We start from the raw sequence: 24,986 nt of genomic DNA, 5'->3' as shown, positions 1-24,986 counted from the left end.
GCCCCCCGCGCCGGGCCCCCCCGTTCAGGTATCCCTTGATGTGGAAAGAGCGGCCCGCGCTGCGACGACGCGGGCCGTTCGCGCGTTAGAGAACGCCCGCGCCCGCGAGCTCGCCGACGCCCGCGACCGAGTCCGCAACACCTTCGGAGGTGGTGTTGCCGACGAGGCCGCCGACGAGCGGCAGACCGCCGGTCGCGCCGCTCACGGAGTCGAGACCGGGAACGGCCGGGAGCCCTTCCTCGTTGACGTCCACGTTGGAGGCCTCGGTGGTCGAGAGCTCCTTGTGGCTGTCGTGGTGGTCGTGCCCGCCGGGGACCTCGGCGTCGGAGCCGCCGTCGCACGAGGCGCTGGCGGAGCCGAGGATCGCGACGGAGTTGCCGCACACGTTGACCGGAGTCTGAATCGGGGCGAACACCTGGTTGCCGTTGCCGAGGCCCACGTTGTCCTGGGTGGTCAGGTCGCCCGCGCCCGAGTAGTCGGCGTCGGCGCCCCCCTCGCACCCGGCGGTGGACGAACCGCCGACGGCGATCGCGTTGCCGCAGGTGTTGATCGGGGCCTGGACCGGCGCGAGCAGCTGGTTGCCGGACAGCGCGCCGTGGTTGCTCTGGGTGAGCGTGTCGGATTCGGCCCTGCTTGACCCGGCGGTGCCGGACTCGACGTCGGCGTGCGAGCCGCCGGTGGACCAGCTGTCGGCCGCGCCGCCGACGGCAGAGGCGATGCCGCTGATGTCGGTGGGGGCCTGCACCGGGGCGAACGTCTGGTTGCCGTTGCCGAGACCGGTGTTGTCCTGGGTGGTCAGGTCGCCCGCGCCGTCGTAGTCGGCGTCAGCGCCGCCCTCGCAGCCGGCGGAGGCGGTCCCGTGGACGGCCGCGGCAACGCCGCAGATGTTGACGGGCGCTTGGACCGGCGCGACGACCTGGTTGCCCGACACCGCGCCGACCTGGTCCTGCGTGGTGACGTCAGGGCCGTAGGCCTGGGCGGTGCCGGCACCGGCGACGAGGACGACCCCCGTCGCGACCAGGCCGGTCTGCGCGGTCTTGCGTGCCCATGAGTTATTCACGAAGTTTCACCTTTCAGGGAAATGGTTCTTGCTGTTCCATCACGTATCCCCCGTGAAGCTCCGTGGTTCCGAAAGCTTGTTCGCGTCCGGGCAGGCTGGGTCCTGCGGTCGGACGAGGTGCTTTGAAACCGGGAGAGTTGTGCCTTGCGGTTTTCTTTCCTTGCCCGGTCGGTGGGGCCGTCCGGGCCGGTCGGCGCCTTGCCAGACGCCTCGCGGACGGCTCGCGAGCCGCGGCTGTGCACCGCCGCGGACTCGCGCTGCCGCTCGCGTTCGGACCCTGACGGGCCCCACTGCTCGACCGTGGTCCACGGCGCGCCTGGCGGAAGCGCGCGCCGCGGGGGTGTTGCAGCCTTAGAAGGGCAGCGGCACCGGAAGGCCGCCGCCGAGGCCCGAGAGCAGGTCGTCGACCTGGCTGCCCGCGGGTGCCACCTGGTCGGTCTGGTCCTTGACCTCGTCGGCGGCCCTGTCGGTGACGATGTCGCCCTTGGCCTCCACGTCGGGACCGGACGGCACCAGGGCGTTCGCACCGGGGATCGAGTCCACGGCGCTCAGGCCGGGGGCCTGGTCCGTGACGCCACCGGCCAGGCCGGTCACGGCGTCGGGCGAGACCGGGAGCCCCCCGAGGGCTTCCGGAGTCGCCATCACGAGGTCGCCGGTCGATTCCGGGACCTCGGTGTCGGCGGCCTGGGCCGCCGTTCCGGCGAGCAGCAGAGCCCCCGTAGCGAGTCCTCCGACGAGGCCCGCCGTACGCACAGTGCGCATTTTCATCTGCTTCGTTGCCTTTCTCCGTACCGCACGGACACTGGTCGACGGCTGGGAAAGCAGCGCGGATCGACCGCCGGGCGGTGCAAGATCGCTGAATTGTCAGTGATTGACCAGCGGCTCGAGGCAGCGCGGTCGCCGCGGGGACGTTCGCTCCTGCCGAATGCGGACCTCAGCCGCGACCTTGCCGGCTGGATCGCCGGCGGGTCGAGGACCGCGCTCGCTGTCCATTGGGCCGGTGACACTGCGGCCCGGCCGCTGTGACGCGGCCACACTGACTAACTGGAGAGGCCTCGGAGCGGTTACGCCCAGACGCGAAGAAATTCGAAAACATTGCGACATTGCATCCCCGAGATGCGCGGATGACTCATATGTCCGCGTGGCACGCGAGACGGCCCTCCACTCGACTGAGCAGACGCTTGGCTCGCAAGCATCGCCAAGAGCGAAGGGCCGCAACCTGAAAGGGTGAAAAGCGACTACTGCACGCGGCGCAGGATCATCGTGTCCGAGTGGCCCGCGTTCCCGTTCTCGTCACCGCCGCCGCGCTTGTTGCGGATGATCTTGATCGTGCGGGCGACGATGAACCACAGGAACAGCAGACCGATGACCGCGACCACGATCTTGCTCAGCAGCCCCGAGTACTCCTCGATCACCGGCTTGATCGTCGGACCGAACCAGAATCCCAGCCCGATCCAGATCCCGTTCCAGATAACCGAACCGACCAGGGTGTAGCCCGTGAACTTCCAGAACGGCATCTTCTCGATCCCCGCCGGCACCGAGATCGCGCTGCGCACCAGCGGCAGGCAGCGCCCCGCCATCACCGCAATGCCGCCCCACCGGGCGAACACCTTCTCCGAGCGCTCGAAGTCCTTGAGCTCCAGCAGCGGGAACTTCTCGAAGATCCACCGCGTCCGCTCGCGCCCGAACGCGTAGCCGACGTAGTAGAGGATGTACGCGCCCGCCATCGAGCCGAGCGCGGCGAAGAACATCGCCAGCCAGAAGTTCATCTTGTTGTCGTAGGCGAGGTATCCGGCCACCGGCAGGATCAGCTCGGACGGGATCGGAGGGAACACCGACTCGATCGCGAGGGCCAGGCCCACACCGACCTCGCCGAGATTCTCGATGAGGCCGAGGACCCACTGGATCAGGTCGCCCTGCCCTTCCGCCTCGGGGATCTCAGTCGACGCGGTGGCCAGTGCCAGGCCTTGGCTGAGGAAGTTGGTCACGCCGCCAGCGTAACCGGCTCGCATTCACGCCCGCCTCGGTCGTCTGACCGAGATCGGCCGGCCCCGCGCGGCCATTCGGCGGACTGCCCTCGGCCAGGTGTCGCAAGGCGTGCGGAGCCGGGCCATACTTAGTGATAATTCCGCGCTTCCTACGGCTCGCACATCCCGTGACGGCCAGATCAGCGCAACGCGGATCCGCAGCTTGAGGGGGCTTCGATGAGTCGCACGGTCGGGCCGTACACCGATGTCACGACCGCGCGCGTCGAAGGCGCCTACGAGCTCTGCGAAGGCCTCGACGGGAACGGCCGGCCCGTGCAGATCCTCACCCTCGGCACCACCTCCTCCAAGGACCCCGCCCGCCGCGGCCTCCTCTCCGACACCGTCGCCTGGGCCTACGCCACCGCCGGACCCGAAGACGCCCCGATCCTCGTCGCCGACCTCGAAGCCGAGCAGCCCTACGTCGTCGTCCTGCGCGACGCCCGCCTCCGCGGCGCCGACCGCATCATGGACCGGCTCCTCGCCCTCGGCCCCGCCACCGGCCCGCTCCCCGTCGGACCCGCCGCCGCGGCCCAGCGCGCCGCCCACCAGATGGCCGCCGCCCAGCGCTCCGCCGCCCCCGCCTCGCCCGCGGGCGTCTCCGGGCCGCCCTCCCCGCCGCCGATGTCCCCGCCCGTGGTCATCATCGCCGCGCCCAAGAAACCCTCGCAACTGAAGCCGATCCTCATCGGGATCGGCTCCGTCGTGGTCATCCTCGCCCTCGTCGTCGGCGTCTGGGCCGTCCTCTCGAGCCCCGGCGGCGGCGACACCGGCGGCTCGGCCGAACCGCAGGACACCGCCGCCGTCGACGGCGTCTCCCAGGCCCCCGCCGCCGAGCCCACCGAAGGCGACGCCGGCAACGAAGTGCCCCAATGGGACGAGGAGGCCCCCGCCGAACGCGTCGGCGGCAGCGCCTTCCCCGAAGACGCCGCCACCGAGACGTTCGCGGCCGCCAACTGGCCCTTCGCCTTCCAAGTACCCAGCGAATTCGACTGCGCCGAAGACGGCGCGACCGCGGTCTGCACCGCCGACGACGGCGAATCCGAGATCACCGTCGGCTGGCTCCCCTGCGACGGCGACTGCCCCCGCGCCGCCCGCAAGATCATGCGCGAAGCCCTCCCCTACCAGCCGCTCGAGGAGATGGACGGCGACATCGCCTTCGCCGAGCGCAACCAGGTCTACGGGCGCTGGCGCGGCTCGCTGAGCGTCTTCGTGACCGACGCCCACGGCACCTTCCAGGCCTGGGCCACCGCCGACATCGCCTCCGAGCGCGAAGAAGAAGGCTGGAACGTCTTCAACGACGTGCTCAGCCAGGCCCTGGCGAAAGCCGCCGAATAACGGCTCAGGCGTCCTCGCGGACGTCCCAGCTCTGGAGCGCCGCCGCGATGACCTCCGTCGACGTCGGCGCGGACTGCGACGTCGCCGAGCCGAGCGCGTGCTCGGCCAGCACCTCACCGTAGGACGCGCCCTTGTAGGAGCGCAGCAGGTTCTGCGCCGCCTCGCGCTCGTCCTCGCCCAGGTCGGCGCGAGCCAGCATCGGGTACTCGAACTGCCCGACCTGCGCCGCGCCCGCGGGAGCTTGCAGGTCGGGGTTCCCGGCGGCCAGGACCTCCGGGGCGGACATCACGGCCGGGCCGTCCCCGCCTTCGACGGTGTGCTCGTCGACCCCGAACATGATGATCCACATCAGACTCGGGGCGTGCTGCCGCGGATCCTGGAGCGCGACGTCGGCCTCGTCGGGGAGCACCTGGTCGGTGCTCTCGCCCGCGGGCAGGGCCAGGCCGACTGCGGCGCTGGCGGTCGACTCCTGGAGGACCTCCCACTGCTCCGCCAAGCCGGCGTCGGGAAGGTTGCGCCAGAGGGCGGTCTCGGGGACCCACACGTCCGCGCCGGTCTCGGCGACGGCGTTGCCGCTGACGGCTTCGACGGTGATGTCGGCGCACACGTCCGAGCCGCGGGAGGGCGCCCCGCCGCCGGCGGCGACGAAGTCCTCGAGCGCCGCGGCCATCTCGGGGGCGGCGGCGACGTGGAGCTCCACTTCCGTCCCGCAGGACTGGACGTGGGCGATGGCGGCGTTGAGGGTGTAGGCGGTGACCGGGGTGAAGACGGCGAGCAGCGCGAGCCCGCCGAGGAGGCGGCGGCCCTCTTTCGAGAGGCGCCCTCGTCTGCGATGCACACCGGTCATGTGACGAGTGTATGACGTGAAGCAAACGCAGTCGAGATCGCGTTTTTCAGTTATCGCTTCCGGACAGTCGGTTGTCGCGCGCCAGTAGCGCAGGCGCGCACCGCATCCCGGCCTGCGGCCGGGGTGCTCGCGTACGGCCCGGTGCCCCTTCAGCGGCGCCGCGGGCGGCGCTTCGGCGGGGTCAGCAGGTCGGCGACGATCCGCATCGTCTCGGGGACGAGGCGGAAGTACGCCCACACACCGCGCTTGTCGCGCTCGACGACCCCGGCCTCGGCCAGGATGCGCAGGTGGTGGCTGACGGTCGGCTGGGAGAGCCCGAGGGGCTCGGTCAGCTCGGCCACGCAGGCCTCTTGCTCGGGAGCGGCCTGGATGAGGCTGATGAGCTGGAGCCGGTTCGGATCGGCGAGTGCTTTGAGGACACCCGCGATTCGTTCGGCGTCGGATTTGGAAAGCGTTTCGCCGCTGACCGGCGAGACGGGCGTCTCGGCCTCGACGGTGACTCGCACCATGATCGTGTTCCTTCCGGATTGGTTCCAGTCGGTACCGGATTCGGCCGCACTGCCATTAATCCAGTTCCAACCCTGAATATGCCCTCGCGGTGTGGCCGGGCGGTAACGACGACGCTTCCGGCTCGCAAAGGGTTTCGGTTCCTACGGATCCCGCTCGGGCTGCACCAAGTCCCTGAACGGATCCACCGCCGAGATTACGCCTGCCTCGCCAGCGGATCTACCGTTGACACAAGATCAGTTTGCAGGCCACAGCGGCGGCTATTCAGTTAATGTCGCACTACCTGGAGTTATATCTAAATCTACCAATATTTAAGCGGTTGCCGTCTCGAGATTGAGATCGGGTTCACCTGATTATTTCGGATCGACGTCCCAATATATAGAACATCTTGATTCCGAGCGTAGCGCGAAGCCGCCGCTCATGCGGGCATCTTGTGTTTCAAGACCGTTACATGGGCTTGAGAAAGCACACATCCGGGGGCAAAGCGAAGGGCGGGGCCGATCGGCCCCACCCCGCATTCGCTCCGGGGGCTCAGGAACGCGGACGGGCCGTCGAGGAGCGCTCGATGAGCTCGGCGTCGACCATGAGCTCGTCGGGATAGTCGGCGTCCTCGACCAAGGCCGCTTCCAGGGCCTTCACACCCATGTCGTGCAGCGGGAGCGCCACCGTCGTGAGCGAGGGGGTGAGGTCGCGCACGATCGGGATGTCGTCGAATCCGGCCACCGAGACCTGCTCGGGGATGCTCACGCCGCCTTCGCGCAGTGCCGTGCACAGGCCCGTGGCCTGCACGTCGCTCGTCACGAACACGGCGGTCGGCAGCTCGGCACCGTCGAGGAGCGCCCGACCGGCCTTGTGGCCGCCGTCGCGGCTGAACTCGGCCGACACGTGCGCCACCTCGGCGTCTTCGGGGAGCGCCGAGAGGAAGCCCTCGCGCCGCTCGCGCACCACCTGCAGCTGCTCGGGCCCGGCGACCACTGCGAAGCGGCGGTGGCCCAGCTGGGTGAGGAACCGCGCCAGGGCGGCCGCGCCCTCGCGGTTCGCCGGGCGCACCACCCGCCCGGGCAGGCCCGGCTGGCCTACGCTGACCACAGTGGCGCCCAGTTCCAGCAGATCCGCAAGATGCTCGGAGAGGCGCTGCTCAGCGGCCTCGTCGGTGGTCCGCGAACCGGCGACGATCACCGCGCGCGGACGGTAGCCGCGCAGCGAATCCAGGTGCTGCACTTCCGAATCGGGGTCGATGCCGGTGTCGGCGATGAGCACGCGCACGTTGCGCCGGGCGGCCTCGGCGAGGACGCCGCCGGCGAGCTGCGCGAAGTACGGGTCGGTCACGTCGTGCAGGAGCAGGGCCACGGTCTGGGAGGTCGCGCGGGCGAGGACCTGCGCGCCGACGTTGGGGGCGTATCGCAACCGGCGTGCCGCCTCGCGCACCCGCTCGCTCAGCTGATCGCTCACCCGGTGGGGGGAGCCGTTGAGCACGCGAGAGGCGGTGGCCACCGAGACGCCGGCGGCTCGGGCGACATCGGCCAGTCGGGCCGGTTGTTTGCGTTCCATCTCGCTGAGGCTACCCATCTGCGGAAAGCGCTGCTCAAGCGGTCCTGAGACGGCGTTCCCTCCACACTCGCCAGACCACATACGCAACAGCCGCAACGCCTACGCCGACGGCCGCGGCCTTGAGCGGATTCGGCCCCGACAGGGGCTGGCGCAGGGCCACGGGGCGCCTGAACGTCAGCTGCGGCCAGCCCTCCTCCTGGGCGAGGCGGCGCAGACCGCGGTCGGGGTTGACCGCGCGCGGGTAGCCGACCGTGCGGAGCATCGGCTCGTCGGTGATCGAGTCGGAGTAGGCGAAGGACGCCTCGAGGTCGATGCCGCGCGCGGAGGCGAACGCCCTGACGGCCTCGGCCTTCGCGGGCCCGGCCGCGTAGAAGTCGATCTCCCCGGTGTAGCGGCCGTCGTCGCCGATCTTCATGCGGGAGGCGATGACGTCGGTGGCGCCGAGCATCCGGCCGATGGGGGCGACCATCTCCTCGCCGGAGGCGCTCACGAGAACGACCGCTCTGCCCGCCGAGCGGTGCGCTTCGATGAGGGCGGCCGCCTCGGCGTAGACGGACGGGGCGATGAGCTCTTCGAGGGTCTCGTTGACGATCGACCGGACCTCCTCGGCGGGCCAGCCGCGCGAGAGCGCCGCGATCTGGTCGCGGGTGCGCGCCATCTGCGCTTCGTCGGCCGAGCCGCCGAGGCGGAAGAGGAGGTGCGAGTAGGCGACTTTGAGGACGTCGCGGCGGGCGAGGAGCCCGCCCTGGTAGAGCGGCCGGGAGAAGGCGAGGCTGCTGGCCTTGGCGATCACCGTCTTGTCGAGGTCGAAGAAGGCCGCGCCAGGGCGCGAGCGGCCCGGTGCCGCGACCGGTTCGAGCGAGAGTGCCGATGAGCCGTTGATCGGCTCCGCTGCGTTCATGCCGCAAGTCTAAACAGCCGGACAACCCCGTTTCGACCACTTGTCCCGCGCCGCAGAAGCTGTCGCCTAGGCCACTCGGAGGGGTGGTTTCGCGGCGGGGTCGCGGGGCCGAGGGCGGCGGGCCGCCGCCGCACCGGGCGCCCCGGGATACCCGCCCATTCCCACCTTCACCACAACCAGTGAAATGAGAACACCCTCCCACACACGGGTACGACAATCCCGGCCGGGCATGTTCGAACACGGGTGTCGAGGCAGGTCAGACCGGTGAAAGGCCGTGATCGCAAGGCACGACGGCAGGTTCGGACACGGCCGTGTCGGGCCTGGAACGTAGGCTGGCGCCATGTCGAAGAGCCAGCGAATCGCCTACGCGTGCGGCGCATGCGGTGTCCGGGTCCCCAAGTGGGTCGGGCAGTGCCCCGACTGCGGCGAATGGGGGTCGATGGAGGAGACCGCGGCCCCGCCCCGCCAGAGCGGCGGCGCCGGCATCGGCTCGGCCGTCCCCTCGGCGCGGCGGCCCGCCAAGCCCGCGATGCGCATCGGCACCGTCTCGGCCGCCCAGGCGGCGAGCCTCCCCACCGGCATCGGCGAATTCGACCGCGTCATGGGCGGCGGCCTCGTCCCCGGCGGCGTGACCCTCATCTCCGGCGAACCCGGCGTCGGCAAGTCGACGCTGCTGCTCGAAGTGGCCCACCGGTTCGGTGAAGCCGGGTACGGCAAGGCGCTCGTCGCCACCGGCGAGGAGTCGGCCGCGCAGGTCCGCCGCCGCGCCGACCGCACCGGCTGCCTCTCCGAGGAGCTCTACCTCGCCGCCGAGACCGACCTCGGCGCCGTCCTCGGCCACGTCGAGGACGTCAAGCCCTCGCTGCTCATCCTCGACTCGGTGCAGACCGTCATCGCCCCCGACACCGACGGCGTCCCCGGCGGCGTCACCCAGGTCAAGGCCGTCGCGAGCGCCATCACCGCGGAGGCCAAGTCGCGCAACATGGCCGTGATCCTCGTCGGGCACGTGACGAAGGACGGCGGCATCGCCGGGCCGCGCGCCCTGGAGCACCTGGTCGACACCGTCGTCCACTTCGAAGGCGACCGGCACTCGATGCTGCGGCTGCTGCGCGGCGTCAAGAACCGCTTCGGACCGGCCGACGAAGTGGGGTGCTTCGAGATGACCGAGGACGGCATCGTCTCCCTCGCCGACCCCTCGGGGCTGTTCCTCGACGACGCGCCGACCGAGCCCACGCCGGGCACCTGCGTGACCGTGACGATGGAGGGCCGCCGGGCCGTGCCCGTCGAAGTGCAAGCGCTCCTGGGGAAGTCGGTGAAGGACGGCGCGATCCCCCGGCACACCGTGTCGGGGCTCGACCAGGCCCGGCTGAACATGGTGCTCGCGGTACTCACCCGCCGCAGCGGGATGCGGCTGCTCGACCGCGAGGTGTACGCGACGACGATCGGCGGCATCAGGGTGCGCGAGCCCGCCTCGGATCTCGCGCTCGCGCTGGCGCTGGTGAGCGCGGAGCAGGAGATCGCGGTGAGCGCGGACCTGGTGGCGATCGGCGAGGTGAGCCTGACCGGCCAGGTGCGGCGCACGGTGAACGCCGACCGGCGCATCAGCGAGGCGGCCCGGCTGGGGTTCAAAACGGCGATCGTCCCGAAGGGATCGGTCGCGGAGCGCCACCGCGGCATCGAGGTCGTGGAGGTCGAGACGATCAACGACGCGAAGCAGGCGGCGGCGCGCACCTGGGCGCGCCGCGGCTGATGCGAGGCTCGCCTCCGGGGTGACCGATTCGGGCTCGTTTTGTCGGACCCTCCGGTCACCCTTGATGTTTCGGGGGCCCATGATGAAGGATTCCGCGCGTTTCCGGGGTGCCTTCAATGCGGTTGCCCGCCGCGGTCGCACCAGCCTACGGTGAGACTTGTGACAGCTTCTGATTCTGCTGCGGCCGTGCCCGATCTGCGCACCGAACGCCTCATGCTTCGCGTGTGGACGGCCGCCGAGGCGGCCGTCGTGACCGAGGGCGGGCGCTTGGACGATTGGGCCGAGGGCTTCCCCGACGAGGGCGACAAGGTGATCGCCCCGCTGATCGCGGCGGAGCCGGAATGGCTGGGGCCCTTCGGGCACCGTCTGATCGTGGAGCGCGAGAGCGGCCTGGTCGTCGGTTCACTCGGCCTGTTCTGGCCGCCTTCCGACGGCGCGGTGGAGCTCGGGTACGGCGTCGCGCCTTCGCGGCGCGGCCGCGGCTACGCCTCGGAAGCGGTGCTGGCGCTGACGGCTCACGCGTTCACCGCACCGGAGGTCAGGGCGGTCTTCGCGCATGTGGAGCCGTCGAACCCCGCCTCGGTCCGGGTGCTGGAGAAGGCCGGATTCACACCGGCCGGTCCCGGCGCGGAGGAAGGCACCGTCCGCTACGACGCGCCGCCGCCGCAGGGCTGAGCTCGCCGTCCGCCGTCGGTGCGTTCACGCAGGGCGCGGGCCGACCGGGTCGTAGGGGCGTTCGACCACGGCTTCAGCCTGGTTCGCGAGCAGGCCGCGTTTGCGGTTGAGGTCGGCGATCTGGTCGTTGAGGCGTTCGAGGGCGCCGCGCATGACCGTCGCCGAGTGGTCGCAGTGGCGCATGCCGTCCTTGGTGTGGCACGGGATGAGATGGCGGATCTCGCGGGTCGACACGCCCGCTTCGAGCAGTTCCCTGATCTGCTCGACCCGCGCGGGAGCGTCCTCGGGATAGCTGCGGTAGCCGTGCGAGTCCCGTCCGGGCAGGAGCAGCTGCTGCTCCTCGTAGTAGCGCAGCAGGCGGGTGCTGACTCCGGTGCGGCGCGACAGCTCTCCGATCAACATCGTGACCTCCGGCACAAGCGTGTGGCCTTCACACTGATGTGAAGCCATAACGTCGCAGCCATGACGAACATTTCCTCGCAGCGCCCCGCGCTCACCACCGAGATCCACGGCTCCGGCCCCGGCATCGTCCTCGCCCACGGCGGAGGCGGCCGCATCGACTCCAACTTCGGGCCGCTCATTCCGCTGCTCGCCCAAGGCCACACGGTCACCGCGTCCTCCTACCCGGCCGACGACACCGTGCTCGAGCTCGACTCGCTCGCCGACGCGCTGGTCGAAGCGGCCGCGACCGAGCGGTTCACGATCATCGGGTTCTCACTCGGCACCGCCGTCGCGGTGCGAGCGGCCGCCCGCCACCCCGAACGCGTCAGCGGGCTCATCCTCGCGGCCGGGATCGCCCGCGCCGACAACCGGCTGCGGCTCGCCCTCGACCTGTGGCGCTCGCTGCTCGCCGCGGGCGACCGGGAGTCGTTCGCGCGCTTCGTGCTCGGATCGGCGTTCAGCGCGGACTTCGTGAACGGCATGCCCGCCGCCGACGTCGCCGCTACGGTCGAGCAGATCGCGGCGTCGATTCCCGGCGGCACGGCCGCGCAGGCGGCCCTGATCGGGACGGTCGACACGACCGCCGACCTGCCCGGCATCGCCGTCCCGACCCTGGCGATCAGCGCGAGCGAGGATCTCCTGGTCGATCCGGCCAACCACCGGTTCCTGGCCGAGCGCATCGCGGGCGCCGAGTACGCGGAGGTCAAGGCCGGGCACGTGTTCATGGCCGAGCAGCCGGACGCCTGGCACGGGCTGGTCCTGGACTTCCTTGAGCGCCACGGCCTCTGACGCCCGTTCAATTCATGACCAGGGCGATCACAGCGGCGACGAGACCGAGGATGCCGACGATCTGGGCGGAGATCTCCAGCCAAGAGGCCCCGTGAAGCGTCGGATCCTGCCCCCGGTACCGCGCCCGGAAGCGCCGCCGTAGTCGTAGCCGGAGGGGGCCGGTACTCGGCGCGCCGCGCAGGGCCGGCCCGGCGGACCCTGCCTGTCGCGATCCCGGACAGGACTCCGACCGTCTGACCGGCGGCGCTCGACTACAGGCCGAGCTTGGCCAGGTCGTTCCGTGAGGCCACGCCGAGCTTCGGATAGGCCTTGTACAGGTGGTATCCGGCCGTCCGCGGGCTCAGGTAGAGCTGCTCGCCGATCTCGCGGTTGCTGAGACCGGCCGCGGCGAGCCGGACCACTTGCAGCTCTTGCGGAGTGAGCTTGCCGGCGAGGTCGGGAGCGGCCTCGATAGGGCCCGCGTCGCCGGCGGCGCGCAGCTCCCTGCGCACACGCTCGCTCCACGGCTCGGCCCCGAGCCGCTCGAACACCGCTGCGGCCGAACGCAACCGGGTCTTCGCCTCGTTGACGCGCCGGGCCCGGCGCAGCCATTCGCCGAAGACGAGGTCGGTGCGCGCGGACTCGAACGGGAACAGCGCGTCGGTCTCCTTGTGCAGTTCGGCGGCGCGCTGGTAGTGCGCCCCGGCCTCCTGCTCGTCCGCGAGCAGGCCCCGGCAGCGTTCGACCTGAGCCATCAGATGCGGCTGCCCGCTCGCCTCGGCCCACTGCGTGAACCAGTCGAACGCGCCCGCGACCCGCTCCGGTTCGCCCGCGCGCACCGCCGCCTCGACGGCGAACGGCACCCAGTCGAGCGCTTCGCCGGGCGCGCTGGACTCGAGTTGCATCATGAAGCGGTCGAGCGCTTCCTCGTTGCGCCCCAGCGCGATGTCGAGGAGGGCGAGCGCGTTGTCGATGGCGACGACCGTGTCGCCCGGTGAACCGGCATGCGCGTCCTCCACGAGTTCGCGCACGCGTTCCTCCTCGCCGCGCAGGGCCGCGATCGGGGCGAGCACGTGGGCGCGGGCCTTGACGGGCCCGATCCGCTGCCCGAGCTCGATCGAGAACTCGACGGCGTTCCAGGCGAGCGCTTCGGCGTCCTTCCAACGGCCCCTGTGGAACTCGGTGATCGCGTTGAGCGTGAGCGCTCTCGGGAGGGCTCCGGCCGCCCCGGTGGTGCGGGCCGCGTGCACCGTGCCGGAAGCGGTCTGCTCGGCGGCGTCGATGTCGCCGATGAGGGTCTGCCACCAGGCGACCATCGCGCGGTTCTCGGGGGAGACGGATTCGCCGAAGCCGAGGTGGATGTCGATCAGGTTCCGGAGTGCGGCGACCGCCTCCGCGACGGTGACGGTGCAGGAGCGGTTGAGCCCGGCAGTGGCCTTCGCGAGGTCCCGCACCCACGGGGAGTGGTCGATGCCGAGGCGCTCGGCGTATTCGGCGGCGACCTCCGCGCGGGAGAAGTCCCCTGCCTGCCAGGCGAGTTCGACCGCGCGGAACAGCGGATAGCCCGTGGAGGTGATGTCGGCGGCGACGTAGTGGTCGGCGGCCTCCATGTAGAGCCGGTAGGACTCGCGGATGTCGTTGTCCCAGGCGGCGACCATCGCGGCCATGAGGGTGGCGCGGGCGAGGATCGCGCGGTCCTCGGTGATCCGTCCGATCTGGATGGACAGGGCGCGGGCCTTGGGGCCGTTGCCCGCCGCGACGGCGGCTTCGGCGGCGCGCAGGAGCCTGCGGCCCCGTTCGCGCGGGTCCGGGGTGAACGCGGCGGCGCGTTCGAACACCGTGTACTCGTAGCCGTGCCCGCCGCAGGTGGAGCCGCAGTCGGCGGCGGCTTCGAGGGCGGCGGCGACGGCTTCGTCCGGTCCGGTCGCGGCGGCGGCGAGGTGGAGGACGCGGCGGTGGTCGTCGGCGCCCATGATCTCGGTGTACACGCGGTGGGCCTCGAGGCGCCGGAAGACCGGCGCGCCCTGGTAGGCGGCGGTGCGGATGAGGGGGTGGCCGAAGGTGAAGCGGTCGCCGTGGAAGCGCACGAGGTCGTCGGCTTCGGCGGGGGCGAGGTCGGTGAGCTGGGCGCCGAGCTTCGCGGCGACGTCGAGGACGAGACCGGTGTCGGCGGTGTCGTCGGCGGCGATGACGAGGAGGAGGGTGCGGGTGGGTTCGGGGAGGCGGTCGATGCGGTCGCCGAAGACCTGCTTGAGGCGGCTGGTGGTGGAGCGCCGCCCGGTCCAGTCGGCGGCGAGGCGCGTGTCGGATTCCACAAGCGGCAGTTCCAGGAGCGCGAGGGGGTTGCCTTCGGCTGAGTGCAGGATCCGGCCCCTGTCGGCGTGGGTGTGGCCGCCGAGGCGCTCGGCGAGGAGCGACGCGGCGGCGGCGTCGTCGAGCGGGCCGAGGCGGAGTTCGTCGAGACCGGGGGTGGGGAAGTCGGGAGCGTAGCCTTCGCGGACGGTGAAGATCATCAGGGCCGCCTCGGCTGCAAGGCGTTTGGCGATGAAGAGCAGGACGTCGGCGGAGTCGGGGTCGAGCCAGTGGGCGTCTTCGACGATGCAGAGCACAGGCCGGTGCCCGGCGGCTTCGGTGAGGAGGCTGAGGGCGGCGAGGCCGACGGTGAAGCGCAGGTCCCCGGGCGGCGCTTCCTTCTCGGGGGCGGGGTCGAGGCCGAGGGTGCGGGAGAGGACGCACGCGTGGTGCTCGGGGATGGCCTCGAGGTGCCCGGCCAGGGGCAGGAGGAGCGCTTGGAGGCCGGCGAAGGACCAGGCGTGCTCGGATTCGACGCCGGTGCAGCGCAGCACGGTGACGTCGGCGGCGTTCTCGGCGGTGGCGGCGACCAGGCTCGATTTGCCGATGCCGGCTTCACCGCGCACGACGAGGGCCGAACCTCGGCCCTCGCGGGCGGCGGCCAAGCGGTCGGCGAGGGCGGCGGTCTCGGTGTCGCGTCCGTACAGCACGGTTCAACGGTACCGGCGCATTCGCGCGGCGCCAGGGCCCCGGACCGGGTCCTAGGACGTATTGCCTAGGGACTCCCTTGCGGATCGGGGAGCGGCGGTATCCGAGTCCGTTCGTTCGCTCTCGCTCTACTGATTGACGGCTCGCAAGCATCGCCGCGGAAGGCCCCCCGATACCGGTGTTGCATCGGGGGGGCCGACAACGCGGCGCGGACCAACGGGCCGGATGACCTGATCCGCAGGGCAGCCCCTCAACCCGGTCCGGCGGGGACTAGAAGGGGCTGGGGAGCGGGGTCGCGTTGCGGGCGTTGGCGAGTGCCAGCGCCCACCAGTGGAGTTCGTCGAGGAGGGTCTTGGCGGCCGGTTCGGTCTCGCCGAACTTGGTGAACTCGCCGCGGTCGTCGAAGTGCTGGTAGAAGCGCGGGAACGCGATCGAGTTGCGGATGGTCATGGTGCGCAGCTCGGGGAAGATCTGGCGCAGGTGCTGGGCCGCGTTCTGGCCGCCGGTGATCTTGCCGCCGTAGGTGACCATGGCGACGGGCTTGGCGGCCCACTCGTTCATGTAGTAGTCGATCGCGTGCTTGAGGGACGCGGGGATCGACATGTTGTACTCGCCGGAGACGACGACGAACGCGTCCGCGCGGTGGAGCCGCTCGGAGAGGGCCGCGACGGGCGCGGACGGGTCGGCCTCGGTGGACCACATGTCGTCCTCGACCAGGTGCTGTGGCAGGTCGGCGTCGAGGAGGTCGATGAGGTCGACGTCGAAGCCGCCGTGCTGCTCGGCGACGCCCGCGATCCACTTGGCGGGGGCGGGGGCCCAGCGGCCCTCGCGGGTCGAGCCGATGATGACGCCGAGGTTGAGTCTGTCGCTCATGATGTTCCGTTCCTTTGCCTGATTGGTTCGGATCCGACGCTACGAACGGTTCGACCGGCGGGACATCTGTCGGCCGACTGGGGCGCGACTGGACCGGTCGGCCACGCCGCCGCCGGCCCGGCGCGGCGGCCCGCGGCGCAGTGACCGGTCGGGTGTGCCCGTCGAGCGACGGATGCGGGCCCGGTCGGCCGCCGCTTAGCGTGGCCGCCATGACTTCCACGGAAACCACGGCGGCCCCGGAGGCCGCGACCACCACCCGATGGGGAGCGATCCTCGCCGTCGGCTTCGCGCAGCTCGTCGTCGCCGGCGGCATGTCCACCCTCGCCGTCGCCCTCCCGGCGATCCGCACCGACTTCAACGTGACCGAGGCCGCGACGGCCTGGGTGCTGCTCTCCTACGCGCTGCCGATGGGCGCGGTGGCGATCGCCGCCGGGCGGCTCGCCGACCGCGCCGACCTGCGGGCGGTCGCGGTATTCGCGATGGGGGCGTTGACGGTCGGCTCGGTCGCCGCCGCGTTCGCGCCGACGTTCGGGCTGCTGCTGGCGGCCCGCGCGGCCGGCGGTCTCCTCGGCGGGCTGCTGTTCGGCATGACCGGGCGGATCATCGTCACCTCGGCCTCGCCGGAGCAGCGGGGCCGGGCGATGTCCGTGATCGCGCTGCTCATGACGGTGGGCGGCATGGGCATGATCGGTGCGGGCGGGTTCATCATGGCGGCCTTCGACTGGCCGGGCCTGTTCTGGGTGCACGCGGCCATGTCCGCGGCGGCGCTCGTGGCGGTGGCGGTGTCGGTGCCGAGCAACGGGACAGGCCTGCCGCGGCCGGACCGGGCGCTGCTGATGGACACGGCGACCTCGGGCGGCGCGATCGCGGCGTTCCTGCTCGCGTTCGAGTACGTCGACTCGGCGCCCTGGATCTCGTTGGCGGCCCTGGCGTCGAGCGTGGCCCTGGCGACGGTGTGGGTGCGGCAGAAGACGTCGGCGCCGACGGTGGCGCTGCTCCGGTCGCCGCAGGTGAGCGGGGCGCTGCTGAGCCTGACGCTGCTGTCGGCGGTGACGGGCCTGCTGAACTTCAGCCTGCCGTTCCTGCTCACGGACGTGCAGGGGGTGCGCCCGGAGCTGGTGTCGACGGTGCTGCTGACGTTCATCGGCGGCGTGGCCGCGATGACGCCGGTGGCCGGGTGGCTCGCCGACCGGTTCGGGCCCGGCCGGGTCTCGCTGGCGGGCGCGGGGCTGGTGATCGCGGCGGTGGTGCCGCTCCTGTTCGTGGAGGCGGACACCGGCCTGGTCGACCTGGGGGTGCGGATCGCCCTGCTGGGCTTGGCGTTCGGGCTCTTCAACAGCCCCATGAACGCGTACCTGCTGGACTCGGCCCCGGCGGAGCAGTCGGGCACCGCGGGCGCGTTCATGGCGACGACCCGCACGATCGGCACGTCCGTGGGCCCGGTCTTGGCGGCGCTGGCCTGGGGCCTGGGCTCGACGGGCGTGGAGGGGTACCGGTTCTCGGCCTGGGCCGTGGCGGCGATGCTCGTCCTGGGCGCGGCGCTCCAGGCGACGACGAAACCGTGGCGGACACCGGTGCCGGCGGCGCCGTGATTCGGGGCCTCCTCGGGTTCACTACTCTGTTCGAGTGAAAAACGACGCCCCGGGCCCGGATCGGGCCCGGGTCTTGTCGTACCCGGCCGGGAGGATCGGCGCTACAGCCGCTTCCCCTCTCGTGGTGGGTGGGGGCTTGTGGACGGGCGGTGAGTGGGGCTTGTGGACGGGAGCCGGATGGACCCGCCCCGAATGCCCCGCCGCGGCCTACAGGTCGAGCTTCGCCAGTTCCGTCCTCGAGGAGACGCCGAGCTTCGGGTAAGCGTTGTACAGGTGGTAGCCCACTGTGCGGGGGCTGACGAACAGCTGCTCGCCGATCTGGCGGTTGGTGAGCCCGTCGGCGGCCAGCCGCACCACCTGAAGCTCTTGCGGCGTCAGGAGTTCGGCGAGGTCGGGCTTCGACTCGACGGCCGTCGAGTCGCCCGCGGCGCGCAGTTCCCCTTGGGCCCGTTGCGTCCACGGCACCGTGCCGAGCCGCTCGAACACCTCGGTGGCCTCGCGCAGGTGCGCCCGCGCCTCGTTGATGCGCCGCACCCGCCGCAGCCATTCGCCGTACAGCAGCTCGGTGCGGGCCCGCTCGAACGGGTCGATGTCGTCGGCGCGGTGCAGCTCCACGGCCCGCGCGAAGTGCGTCCCGGCCTCGGCCTCGGTCGCGAACAGCGCGCGGCAGCGCTCCACGAGCGCCTCCCAGTAGGACCGCCCGGTGGCGTCGGCCCAGTCGGCGAACCAGTCGAACGCCTCCTTGACCTCGGCGAGCCGCCCTGACCGGAACGCGGCCTCCACGAGGGTCGGGACCTGCATCAGGACCTCCATGGGCGTGACGCCCTCGGCGATCCGCAGCAGCCGCTCGAACGCGGCCTCGTACCGCCCGAGCCCGAGCTCCAAGAGCCCCAGCGCGGTGTCGGCAGGGATCACCGAGTCCTCGGGCGCGTCCTGGATCGCGGCGGCCACGAGCTCGCGGCAGCGCCGCTCCTCGCCCCTGATCGCGGCGATCGGCAGCAGCACCCAGATGCGGCCCTGCATGAGCGCCCGGCGGTCGTTCTGCTCGTGCGCCAGCTCGATCGCGCTGGAAGCGGACGCCTGCGCGTCCGCATATCGTCCATAGTGGAATTGCGTTTGCGCCTGCACCAGCAGCGCCTGCACGAGCGGGCTCAGCGCGCCGCGCTCACGGCAGGCCCGCACCTGCTCGGCCGCGGCCTGGTGCGCGGCCGGCACGTCACCGGCGAGGAACCGCCAGCGCGCGGCCAGAACCTGGTCGAACGCCTGGAAGTCCTCGTGGAGCGGCTGGTAGTAGTCGTAGAGGGAGCGCAGCGCGTCGACCGCTTCCCCGGCGGTGTCGTCGGGCTGGCGGTTGAGCCCGGCGGCGGCACGGGCGAGTCGGCGCACCCAGGCGTTGTTGGAGCCGCCGTACTTGGAGGCGAGCCCGGACGCGTACTTCACCTTCGTGAAATCGCCGGTCTCCCAGGCGTTCCAGACGCCGCGCAGGAGCGGGTAGCCGGTGTTCTCGTGGCCGGTGGCGGCGTAGTGCTCGGCCGAGTCCATCCACACGTCGAAACCCTTGGAGTTCCCGGCCCAGGAGAGGATCGTGGCGCGGATGAGGGCGGTGCGGGCGAGGAGCACGTGGTCGTCGGTGAGGCGCTCGGCGGCCTCGGCGAGTTCGACCGCCTTGCCGGTCATGCCTGCGACATAGGCGCATTGGGCGGCCTCGGTGAGGCGGCGGGCCCGGCGGCAGGGGTCGGGGGTGAAGCTCGCGGCGCGTTCGAGGGCGGCCATCTCGGCGACGCAGCCGCCGCGTTCGGCCTCATAGGACGCAATGGATTCGAGGGCCGCGGCGGCCTTCTCGTCCAGGCCCGTGGTGGCGGCGGCGAGGTGGCGGGCGGCGCGGATGTCGCCGTCGCCGAACGCTTCGGAGAGCGCGCGGTGGGCTTCGATGCGGCGGGCGCGGGGCGCCGAGTGGTAGGCGGTGGAGCGGATCAGGGGGTGCACGAACTCGATGCGGCCGCGGTGGTAGCGCAGCAGATCGTCCACTTCGGCCGGTTCGAGGTCGGCGAGGCTGGCGTCGAGCTTCGCGGCGGCCTCGGCGATCACGGCGGTCTCACCGGTCTCCTCGGCGGCCGCGAGCAGCATGATCGTGCGCGTGCTCTCGGGGAGGGCGATGATGCGTTCCGTGAACGCCTGCTTGATGCGCGAGGTCGTGGAGTAGCGGCTGTTGGAGGTGTCGGCGCGCAGCAGCGACTCCTCGTTGTCGGCGGCCGGAAGCTCCAAGAGCGCCAGCGGGTTCCCTTCCGCCATGCGGAGGATCCAGTCGCGGCCGGTGAAGGGGATCTCGTCGGTGCGCATGTCGAGGATCGCCTGCGAGGCGTCGAGGTCGAGCGGGCCGAGGGTCATCTCGGGGATGCCGGGGGCGGGGAAGTCGGGGGCGAAGCCGTCGCGTACGACCAGGACCATCGTGATCGACTCGGTCGAGAGGCGCCTGGCGGCGAACAGGAGCGCGTTCGTGGAGTCCCGGTCGAGCCAGTGGGCGTCGTCGATGACCACGTACACGGGCTGCTTCGCGGAGGCGTCCACGAGGAGGTTCAAGAGGGCGAGGCCGACCTGGAGCGAGTGGGCGCGGCCGGTGCCGTCGCCCATGCCGAGCGCGGTGCGCAGCGCCTCGGACTGGGCGGCCGGGAGACGGTCGACGCGGTCGAGCAGCGGGTGGAGCAGCATCTGCAGGCCCGCATAGGACCACGTGTGCTCGGCCTCGACGCCGAGGGTGCGCAGGACGGTGAAGCCCTCGGCGCGCGGGATGACGGCGTCGACGATCGCGGACTTGCCGATCCCGGGCTCGCCGCGCACGACGAGCGCGCCGCCGTGGCCGACGCGGGCGCCGTCGAGGAGGGCCTGGATCGAATCGAGCTCGGCGTCGCGGCCGTACAGGACCGGGCGATCGAGGTCGGGCTCGTCGAGGAGCGATGGGGCACCGGCGGCGTCCTGGCGCGCGCGCGTGCTGTCGGCGATGGGTTTCACGGCGGCTCCATCCTCAGGACGACCGGGGACTCCTCCAGGGTAGCCACGAGTACCGACGGCCCGCATCTGTCATTCGACTGGGGTCGACTGGGACGCCCGCCACCAGGTCGAACGCCCGCACCGACCGGGTTCGGGGACCAGTCGCCGGGCCCAGTCGCCCGACCGGGGCGCGCGGGCGCGCGCGGCCTTAGCGTCGACGGCATGACCGCACCGACAGAGACCCAGACGCCAAGGGACGCAGCGCCTTCGCGGGGCACGCTCCGCTGGGCGCCGGCGCTGTGGGCGGCTTACGCGCAGGCCGTGGCCTACGCGGCCGCCGCGGTGACCGCGTTCCTGATCACCGACATCGCCGCCGCCTTCGACGCCTCACCGGGCACGCGGCTGTGGCCCCTCGGCGCCCTGGCGATCGGCCTGGTGGTGGCCGCCAACGCCACTCGACGCACCGGAGCACTCGGACGTGCCCGTTACACGGGGTCGATCGCGTTGGGGGCCTTGGCGCTCAGCGCCGTCGCCCTCGCGCTGGCCCCGGGCTTCGGGTTCGCGGTGGGCGCGGCCGGGGCGTTCGGGATCGCCGCGGGGTTCGCGATCGCGCTGGCGGGGCGGGTGGTGGCGGCCGCGGAGGTCGGGGACGGCTCGGCTTCGGTGGTGCTGTCAGCCGCGGCGCTCCTCGCCGGGATCGCGGCGGGCGTGGGCGCGCTGTTCGCGGTGCCGCTGTACGGCTGGCGGGGCGTGTTCGGTCTCGTGGTGGTCGCGGCGGTGCTCGCGGCATGGAAGTTCGCGGAATATGTCCCGGATGACAACGCCGTGTGAGAGAAATGTGACGTGAGATTCGCCTGAGCTCCACGGGCGCTCTGAGGCTTGAATGTCACGACGAGATCCGTCCGGGTATTCGGAGGTTTTACCCGGCGCGCGGGCACCGGCCGTCCTGTGGCGGTGTCCGGAAGAAGGCCCCGGGGAGGTTCGAGACCCCGGGGCCTTCCCCATGTCCGCCAATCGCATCCGGGCCGCGGGACTGCGCTGTAGGTTCCTGAAGCCGCCTTCAGGCGGCTTTAGCCTGGCTTAAGGTTTCGGCGTCAGACTCGTCCTTGGTCCGGCGCGAAGGACGCCGGATTCGAGCGGACGGCCCACGATCTCTTGGGCGAGTTCGGCAGTGCGGATGAGGGCTTCGAGGTCCACACCGGTCTCCACACCCATGTCGTGGAGCATGTGGACCACTTCCTCGGTCGCCACATTGCCGGAGGCGCCTGGAGCGAACGGGCAGCCGCCGATCCCACCGACACTGGCGTCGAACTCCACGACGCCGCGATCGAGCGCAGTGAGGAGGTTGGCGAGGGCGGTCCCCCGGGTGTCGTGGAAGTGCATGAGCATCGGCAGAGCGGTGTCGACGGCATCGAGCAGTTCCGTGACGCGGCGAGGGGTGCCCATACCGGTGGTGTCGCCGAACGCGACCCGACCGGCCCCTGCAGCCTCGGCCGCCTCCACGATCCGGGCGACCTGCGCGGGTGCGATGTCGCCTTCGAAGGGGCAGCCGAAGCTCGTGGCGATGATGACCTCGATCGAGGCCAACTGCTCGCGCGCCAGGCCGCAGATGTCGGGCAGTTCGGCGAGGGACTGGTCGACGCTGCGACCGATGTTCGCGCGGTTGTGGGTCTCGGAGGCCGAGACGACCACTTCGACGGCGGTGAACCCGGCGTCGAGGGCCCGCTGCACGCCGCGGAGATTGGGGGCGAGTGCGCTGTAGCGGATGCCCGAGTGCTTCTCGACGGCCGCCCATACCTCGGCGGCGTCGGCCATCTGCGGCACGGCCTTCGGGCTCACGAAACTCACGGCCTCGATCCGCTCCAGGCCGGTGCGCGAGAGCGCATCGATCAGCCGGATCTTGTCCGCGGTCGGGACGGGAGGTTCGTTCTGCAGGCCGTCGCGCGGGGCGACCTCGCGCAATGAGACCCGATCGGGCTGGTGCATCGCTCCGCCTCCCCGGGCCGCGAACCGTTGCGGCCCATCAGCCCATGCTAACCCCCGATCCCGAAATACGGGACGGACGCCCACAGGAAAGGAGGTGCCGCAAAGGCGCGACCGGGCCCGACAAGGTCAACACCTCGCGTCGACCGACATCCAACGAGCGCCCGACGGCAGCGAGGCGCGCAAAAGACACGATCGGCAGGAGAAACGGCGATCGCGGACAGCGGTGGTGAGCGGGCGGGGCCGGAAAGCCCGAGCAGGCTAGCCCGGGTCGAGGGCTCGCAGGGCCGCCGCTCGCAGCAGGGCCGCCGTCTCGTCGGCGCTGACCTCGTCCCCCAGGGAGAGGTACGGGGTCGAGTTCATGAGGCCGAAGGCGCCGTGAGCGAGCACGCGGGCCTGCTCGGGCTGGAGGCCCGGCCGCAGGCGGCACAGCACGCCCACCCACTCCTCGACGTACACGCGCTGGAGCTTGCGCACCTGCCGCCGCGGCTCCTCCGGGAGCCGGTCGAGTTCGTGCAGATGGAGGATGACGATCTCCGGCGAATCGATCACGACCTCGAGATGAAAGTCGACCAGCGCCTCAAGCGCGGCCTGCGGGTCCTCCGAGTGCAGCGACGCCCAGTGCCGCCCGCCGGCCAGCAGCCGCTCCGAGACGGGAATGAGCGCATCGGCGAGCATCTGCTCCTTGCCGCCCTTGAAGTGGTGGTACAGCGCCGGCCCGGTGATGGAGGCGGCCGCGCCGATGTCGTCCATCGACACTCCGTGGTACCCGTGCTTGGCGAGCAGTCTGACGGCCACATCGAGGATCTCGCGGCGGCGTTTGGAACCGCCCCTGTTATCGCCATTCATGTCCACCTCGATGAGGCTACTCGCGCGTACTCGCGCAAGCAGGGAGCAAAAGCCCACTTTCCCCGGGTGTGCAGGCGGTGAATCGAGCGCCGGACCGCCGCCGGCGCAGCGCCGCGAGGTAGGAGCGCCCGAAGTCGACCCCGAACGCGGGCCGGCCGCACTCCGAGAACGGAGCGCGGCCGTGTGCCGAGCAGTGCTTCCCTATTCGCGGCGCCGCCCGCCGGTCGGCGCCGCGTGTCACCACCACGGGAGACCGGACACATCGTCTCCCGGCGCGGTGGCTACGGCTCGTTCGGCGGCATGGGACGCTCGGACTCGACCCCGGCGCCGGCGCCCGGCATCCCTTGCGTGGTGTCCTCGCGCATCGACCCCGAAGGCGCCTGCGCGTCGGTCTCGGCCCCGTACCGGCCGGAACGGTACGTCTTGGACATCGGCGAGGTGGTGTCGCCGCGGCGCATGCCACCGGTCGTCTTCCTCCGGGTGGCCTCGGTCTCGGCGGTGTCGAGCATCCGTTCCCAGCGCTGGCGCATCGGGCCGACGAGCCCGCCGCCCACGCCGACGATCACGACGCCCGCGATCATCGCCAGCACCGTCCACAAGATCGGCGTGGTCACCGTCGTGGCGATCCCGACCTGGCCGAACGCCGCGACGACGCCGAAGAAGATGATCCCGAACTGGCTGATCCGGGCCACGGTGTTGCCGTAGCTGGTGTCGGCGAGCATGCCGCTGACGAGCTCGTACACCGCGTTGGCGACCGCGAAGGCCACCACGATGATGACCAGCGCGATGAACAGCTGCGGCAGCCAGCCGACGAGCTGGTTCAGCAGGCTCGACACCGGGTTGTTCCCGAATGCTCCGAAAGCCAGCTGCAGCGTGAACAGCAGCAACGCGTAATACACGAGTTTGCCGAGCAGGTCGCTCAGCTCGAACTTGCCGGTGAAGCGCCGCAGCCCGGATTTGTCGCCGGCGCGGTCAAGCCCGACACGGTGGAGCAGCTTACCGACCATCTTGCCTATGAATTTGCTGACGATCCAGCCGATGAGGAGGATCGCCAGGAAGGCCAGCGCACGCGGCAAGAAGGCGATGACGCTGTCCCACATGTTCTGGAAGCTCTGCGAGATGTCCATAACCGCAGGTTAGGCCGAATGACACCCGTGTTCAGCGATTCGCGTGAGAAACGCTTGACGGTTGTGCAAGTAGAAACGGTGATTACGGACAAATGCAGCCTAGGTGGGCCAAGTGCGCCAGTGCATCCACGATTTCGACGGGGTAGGGCCGCGCTGGTCCTGGTAGCGGGAGAAGTTGGCGCCGGCGCCGTACGGGTTCTCGGCGGGGCTGGAGAGCCGGAAGACGCAGAGCTGCCCGATCTTCATGCCGGGCCAGAGCGTGATGGGGAGGTTCGCGACGTTGGAGAGCTCGAGGGTGACGTGCCCGGAGAAGCCCGGGTCGATGAACCCGGCGGTGGAGTGGGTGAGCAGGCCGAGGCGGCCGAGGCTGGATTTGCCTTCGAGGCGCGCGGCGAGGTCGTTCGGGAGGGTGAAGACCTCGAGGGTGGAGGCGAGCACGAACTCGCCGGGGTGGAGCACGAACGGCTCGTCGTCGCCGACCTCGACTTCGGCGGTGAGGTCGTCCTGCTGCTTGGAGGGGTCGATGTGGGTGTACTTCTGGTTGTTGAAGACCCGGAAGCGCCGGTCGAGCCGGACGTCGATGCTGGAGGGCTGCACGAGCTCGTCTTCGAACGGCTGGATGCCGAGGCGGTCGTTCTTGACGGCATCGAGGATGTCGCGGTCGCTAAGCAGCATGGCCTCAGGTTAGTGCCAAGCCTGTAGGCGCAGCTCA

21 protein-coding genes are annotated in these 24,986 nt (G+C 71.1%); 6 read left to right on the top strand and 15 right to left on the bottom strand.

The genetic code is table 11. From position 1 onward, the window contains the following. Positions 1 to 85 precede the first annotated feature (85 nt). From O1R50_RS16950 to O1R50_RS16940, 3 genes are all read right to left on the bottom strand, one after another. Complete coding sequence (locus O1R50_RS16950) at positions 86 to 1,060, bottom strand: chaplin family protein (RefSeq protein WP_270111308.1); 975 nt, start codon at positions 1,058 to 1,060, stop codon at positions 86 to 88. Between the two features lie 351 nt (positions 1,061 to 1,411). Continuing rightward, the gene (locus O1R50_RS16945; RefSeq protein WP_270111306.1) at positions 1,412 to 1,822 is read right to left on the bottom strand and encodes a hypothetical protein; all 411 of its coding nucleotides are present in this window, start codon (positions 1,820 to 1,822) and stop codon (positions 1,412 to 1,414) included. A gap of 476 nt (positions 1,823 to 2,298) precedes the next feature. Further along, positions 2,299 to 3,048, bottom strand: coding sequence for a DedA family protein (locus O1R50_RS16940; RefSeq protein ID WP_270111305.1), 750 nt, complete (start codon positions 3,046 to 3,048; stop codon positions 2,299 to 2,301). A gap of 216 nt (positions 3,049 to 3,264) precedes the next feature. Between O1R50_RS16940 and O1R50_RS16935 the strand changes: the two genes are divergently transcribed. Further along, a complete protein-coding gene (locus O1R50_RS16935) occupies positions 3,265 to 4,422 on the top strand; it encodes a hypothetical protein (RefSeq protein WP_270111304.1) in 1,158 nt (385 codons plus the stop codon). A gap of 4 nt (positions 4,423 to 4,426) precedes the next feature. Here the strand turns inward: O1R50_RS16935 and O1R50_RS16930 are convergent, their stop codons facing one another. The 4 genes from O1R50_RS16930 to O1R50_RS16915 form a co-directional block, all read right to left on the bottom strand. Continuing rightward, on the bottom strand, positions 4,427 to 5,269 hold the full coding sequence (locus tag O1R50_RS16930) for a hypothetical protein (RefSeq protein ID WP_270111301.1): 843 nt from the start codon (positions 5,267 to 5,269) through the stop codon (positions 4,427 to 4,429). A gap of 149 nt (positions 5,270 to 5,418) precedes the next feature. Beyond that, positions 5,419 to 5,778: an ArsR/SmtB family transcription factor gene (locus tag O1R50_RS16925; protein ID WP_208497819.1), complete on the bottom strand. Its 360-nt coding sequence runs from the start codon at positions 5,776 to 5,778 to the stop codon at positions 5,419 to 5,421. A gap of 529 nt (positions 5,779 to 6,307) precedes the next feature. Further along, positions 6,308 to 7,327: a LacI family DNA-binding transcriptional regulator gene (locus O1R50_RS16920; protein ID WP_270111299.1), complete on the bottom strand. Its 1,020-nt coding sequence runs from the start codon at positions 7,325 to 7,327 to the stop codon at positions 6,308 to 6,310. 34 nt (positions 7,328 to 7,361) lie between these two features. After that, a complete protein-coding gene (locus O1R50_RS16915; RefSeq protein ID WP_270111298.1) occupies positions 7,362 to 8,228 on the bottom strand; it encodes an HAD family hydrolase in 867 nt (288 codons plus the stop codon). A 340-nt stretch (positions 8,229 to 8,568) separates the two neighbouring features. Here O1R50_RS16915 and radA point away from each other — a divergent pair, with 340 nt between their 5' ends. Continuing rightward, positions 8,569 to 9,978, top strand: coding sequence for a DNA repair protein RadA (gene radA / locus O1R50_RS16910; protein ID WP_270111296.1), 1,410 nt, complete (start codon positions 8,569 to 8,571; stop codon positions 9,976 to 9,978). A gap of 213 nt (positions 9,979 to 10,191) precedes the next feature. Then, the gene (locus tag O1R50_RS16905; RefSeq protein ID WP_408612730.1) at positions 10,192 to 10,653 is read left to right on the top strand and encodes a GNAT family N-acetyltransferase; all 462 of its coding nucleotides are present in this window, start codon (positions 10,192 to 10,194) and stop codon (positions 10,651 to 10,653) included. 24 nt (positions 10,654 to 10,677) lie between these two features. Here O1R50_RS16905 and O1R50_RS16900 read toward each other — a convergent pair whose 3' ends face one another. Next, positions 10,678 to 11,055 carry a MerR family transcriptional regulator gene (locus O1R50_RS16900; RefSeq protein ID WP_270111294.1) on the bottom strand — a complete coding sequence of 126 codons (378 nt, stop codon included), beginning with the start codon at positions 11,053 to 11,055 and terminating at the stop codon, positions 10,678 to 10,680. A gap of 60 nt (positions 11,056 to 11,115) precedes the next feature. On the opposite strand from O1R50_RS16900, the gene O1R50_RS16895 reads away from it, so the two are divergent. Beyond that, positions 11,116 to 11,883, top strand: a complete 768-nt coding sequence (locus O1R50_RS16895; RefSeq protein ID WP_270111293.1) for an alpha/beta fold hydrolase — start codon at positions 11,116 to 11,118, stop codon at positions 11,881 to 11,883. Positions 11,884 to 12,134: 251 nt separating this feature from the next. On the opposite strand, the gene O1R50_RS16890 is transcribed toward O1R50_RS16895, so the two are convergent. Then, entirely contained in the window at positions 12,135 to 14,864 is a 2,730-nt protein-coding gene (locus O1R50_RS16890; protein WP_270111292.1) for a helix-turn-helix transcriptional regulator, read from the bottom strand. A gap of 268 nt (positions 14,865 to 15,132) precedes the next feature. Then, complete coding sequence (locus O1R50_RS16885; RefSeq protein ID WP_270111291.1) at positions 15,133 to 15,735, bottom strand: NADPH-dependent FMN reductase; 603 nt, start codon at positions 15,733 to 15,735, stop codon at positions 15,133 to 15,135. Between the two features lie 209 nt (positions 15,736 to 15,944). Here O1R50_RS16885 and O1R50_RS16880 point away from each other — a divergent pair, with 209 nt between their 5' ends. Further along, the gene (locus tag O1R50_RS16880; RefSeq protein WP_270111290.1) at positions 15,945 to 17,327 is read left to right on the top strand and encodes an MFS transporter; all 1,383 of its coding nucleotides are present in this window, start codon (positions 15,945 to 15,947) and stop codon (positions 17,325 to 17,327) included. A gap of 207 nt (positions 17,328 to 17,534) precedes the next feature. Here O1R50_RS16880 and O1R50_RS16875 read toward each other — a convergent pair whose 3' ends face one another. Continuing rightward, positions 17,535 to 20,336, bottom strand: a complete 2,802-nt coding sequence (locus O1R50_RS16875; protein ID WP_270111289.1) for a helix-turn-helix transcriptional regulator — start codon at positions 20,334 to 20,336, stop codon at positions 17,535 to 17,537. Between the two features lie 201 nt (positions 20,337 to 20,537). On the opposite strand from O1R50_RS16875, the gene O1R50_RS16870 reads away from it, so the two are divergent. Next, positions 20,538 to 21,146 carry a hypothetical protein gene (locus O1R50_RS16870; protein ID WP_270111288.1) on the top strand — a complete coding sequence of 203 codons (609 nt, stop codon included), beginning with the start codon at positions 20,538 to 20,540 and terminating at the stop codon, positions 21,144 to 21,146. Between the two features lie 249 nt (positions 21,147 to 21,395). On the opposite strand, the gene O1R50_RS16865 is transcribed toward O1R50_RS16870, so the two are convergent. From O1R50_RS16865 to dcd, 4 genes are all read right to left on the bottom strand, one after another. Next, on the bottom strand, positions 21,396 to 22,301 hold the full coding sequence (locus tag O1R50_RS16865; RefSeq protein ID WP_270111287.1) for a hydroxymethylglutaryl-CoA lyase: 906 nt from the start codon (positions 22,299 to 22,301) through the stop codon (positions 21,396 to 21,398). A gap of 258 nt (positions 22,302 to 22,559) precedes the next feature. Then, entirely contained in the window at positions 22,560 to 23,147 is a 588-nt protein-coding gene (locus O1R50_RS16860; protein ID WP_270111349.1) for a TetR/AcrR family transcriptional regulator, read from the bottom strand. 281 nt (positions 23,148 to 23,428) lie between these two features. Continuing rightward, positions 23,429 to 24,274: a mechanosensitive ion channel family protein gene (locus tag O1R50_RS16855; RefSeq protein ID WP_270111286.1), complete on the bottom strand. Its 846-nt coding sequence runs from the start codon at positions 24,272 to 24,274 to the stop codon at positions 23,429 to 23,431. Positions 24,275 to 24,373: 99 nt separating this feature from the next. Beyond that, positions 24,374 to 24,949, bottom strand: a complete 576-nt coding sequence (gene dcd / locus O1R50_RS16850) for a dCTP deaminase (RefSeq protein WP_270111285.1) — start codon at positions 24,947 to 24,949, stop codon at positions 24,374 to 24,376. Between the last annotated feature and the right edge of the window lie 37 nt (positions 24,950 to 24,986).

This window comes from Glycomyces luteolus (genome assembly GCF_027622875.1).
Lineage (GTDB): Bacteria > Actinomycetota > Actinomycetes > Mycobacteriales > Micromonosporaceae > Glycomyces > Glycomyces luteolus.
This window is presented reverse-complemented; position numbering and strand designations above follow the sequence as displayed.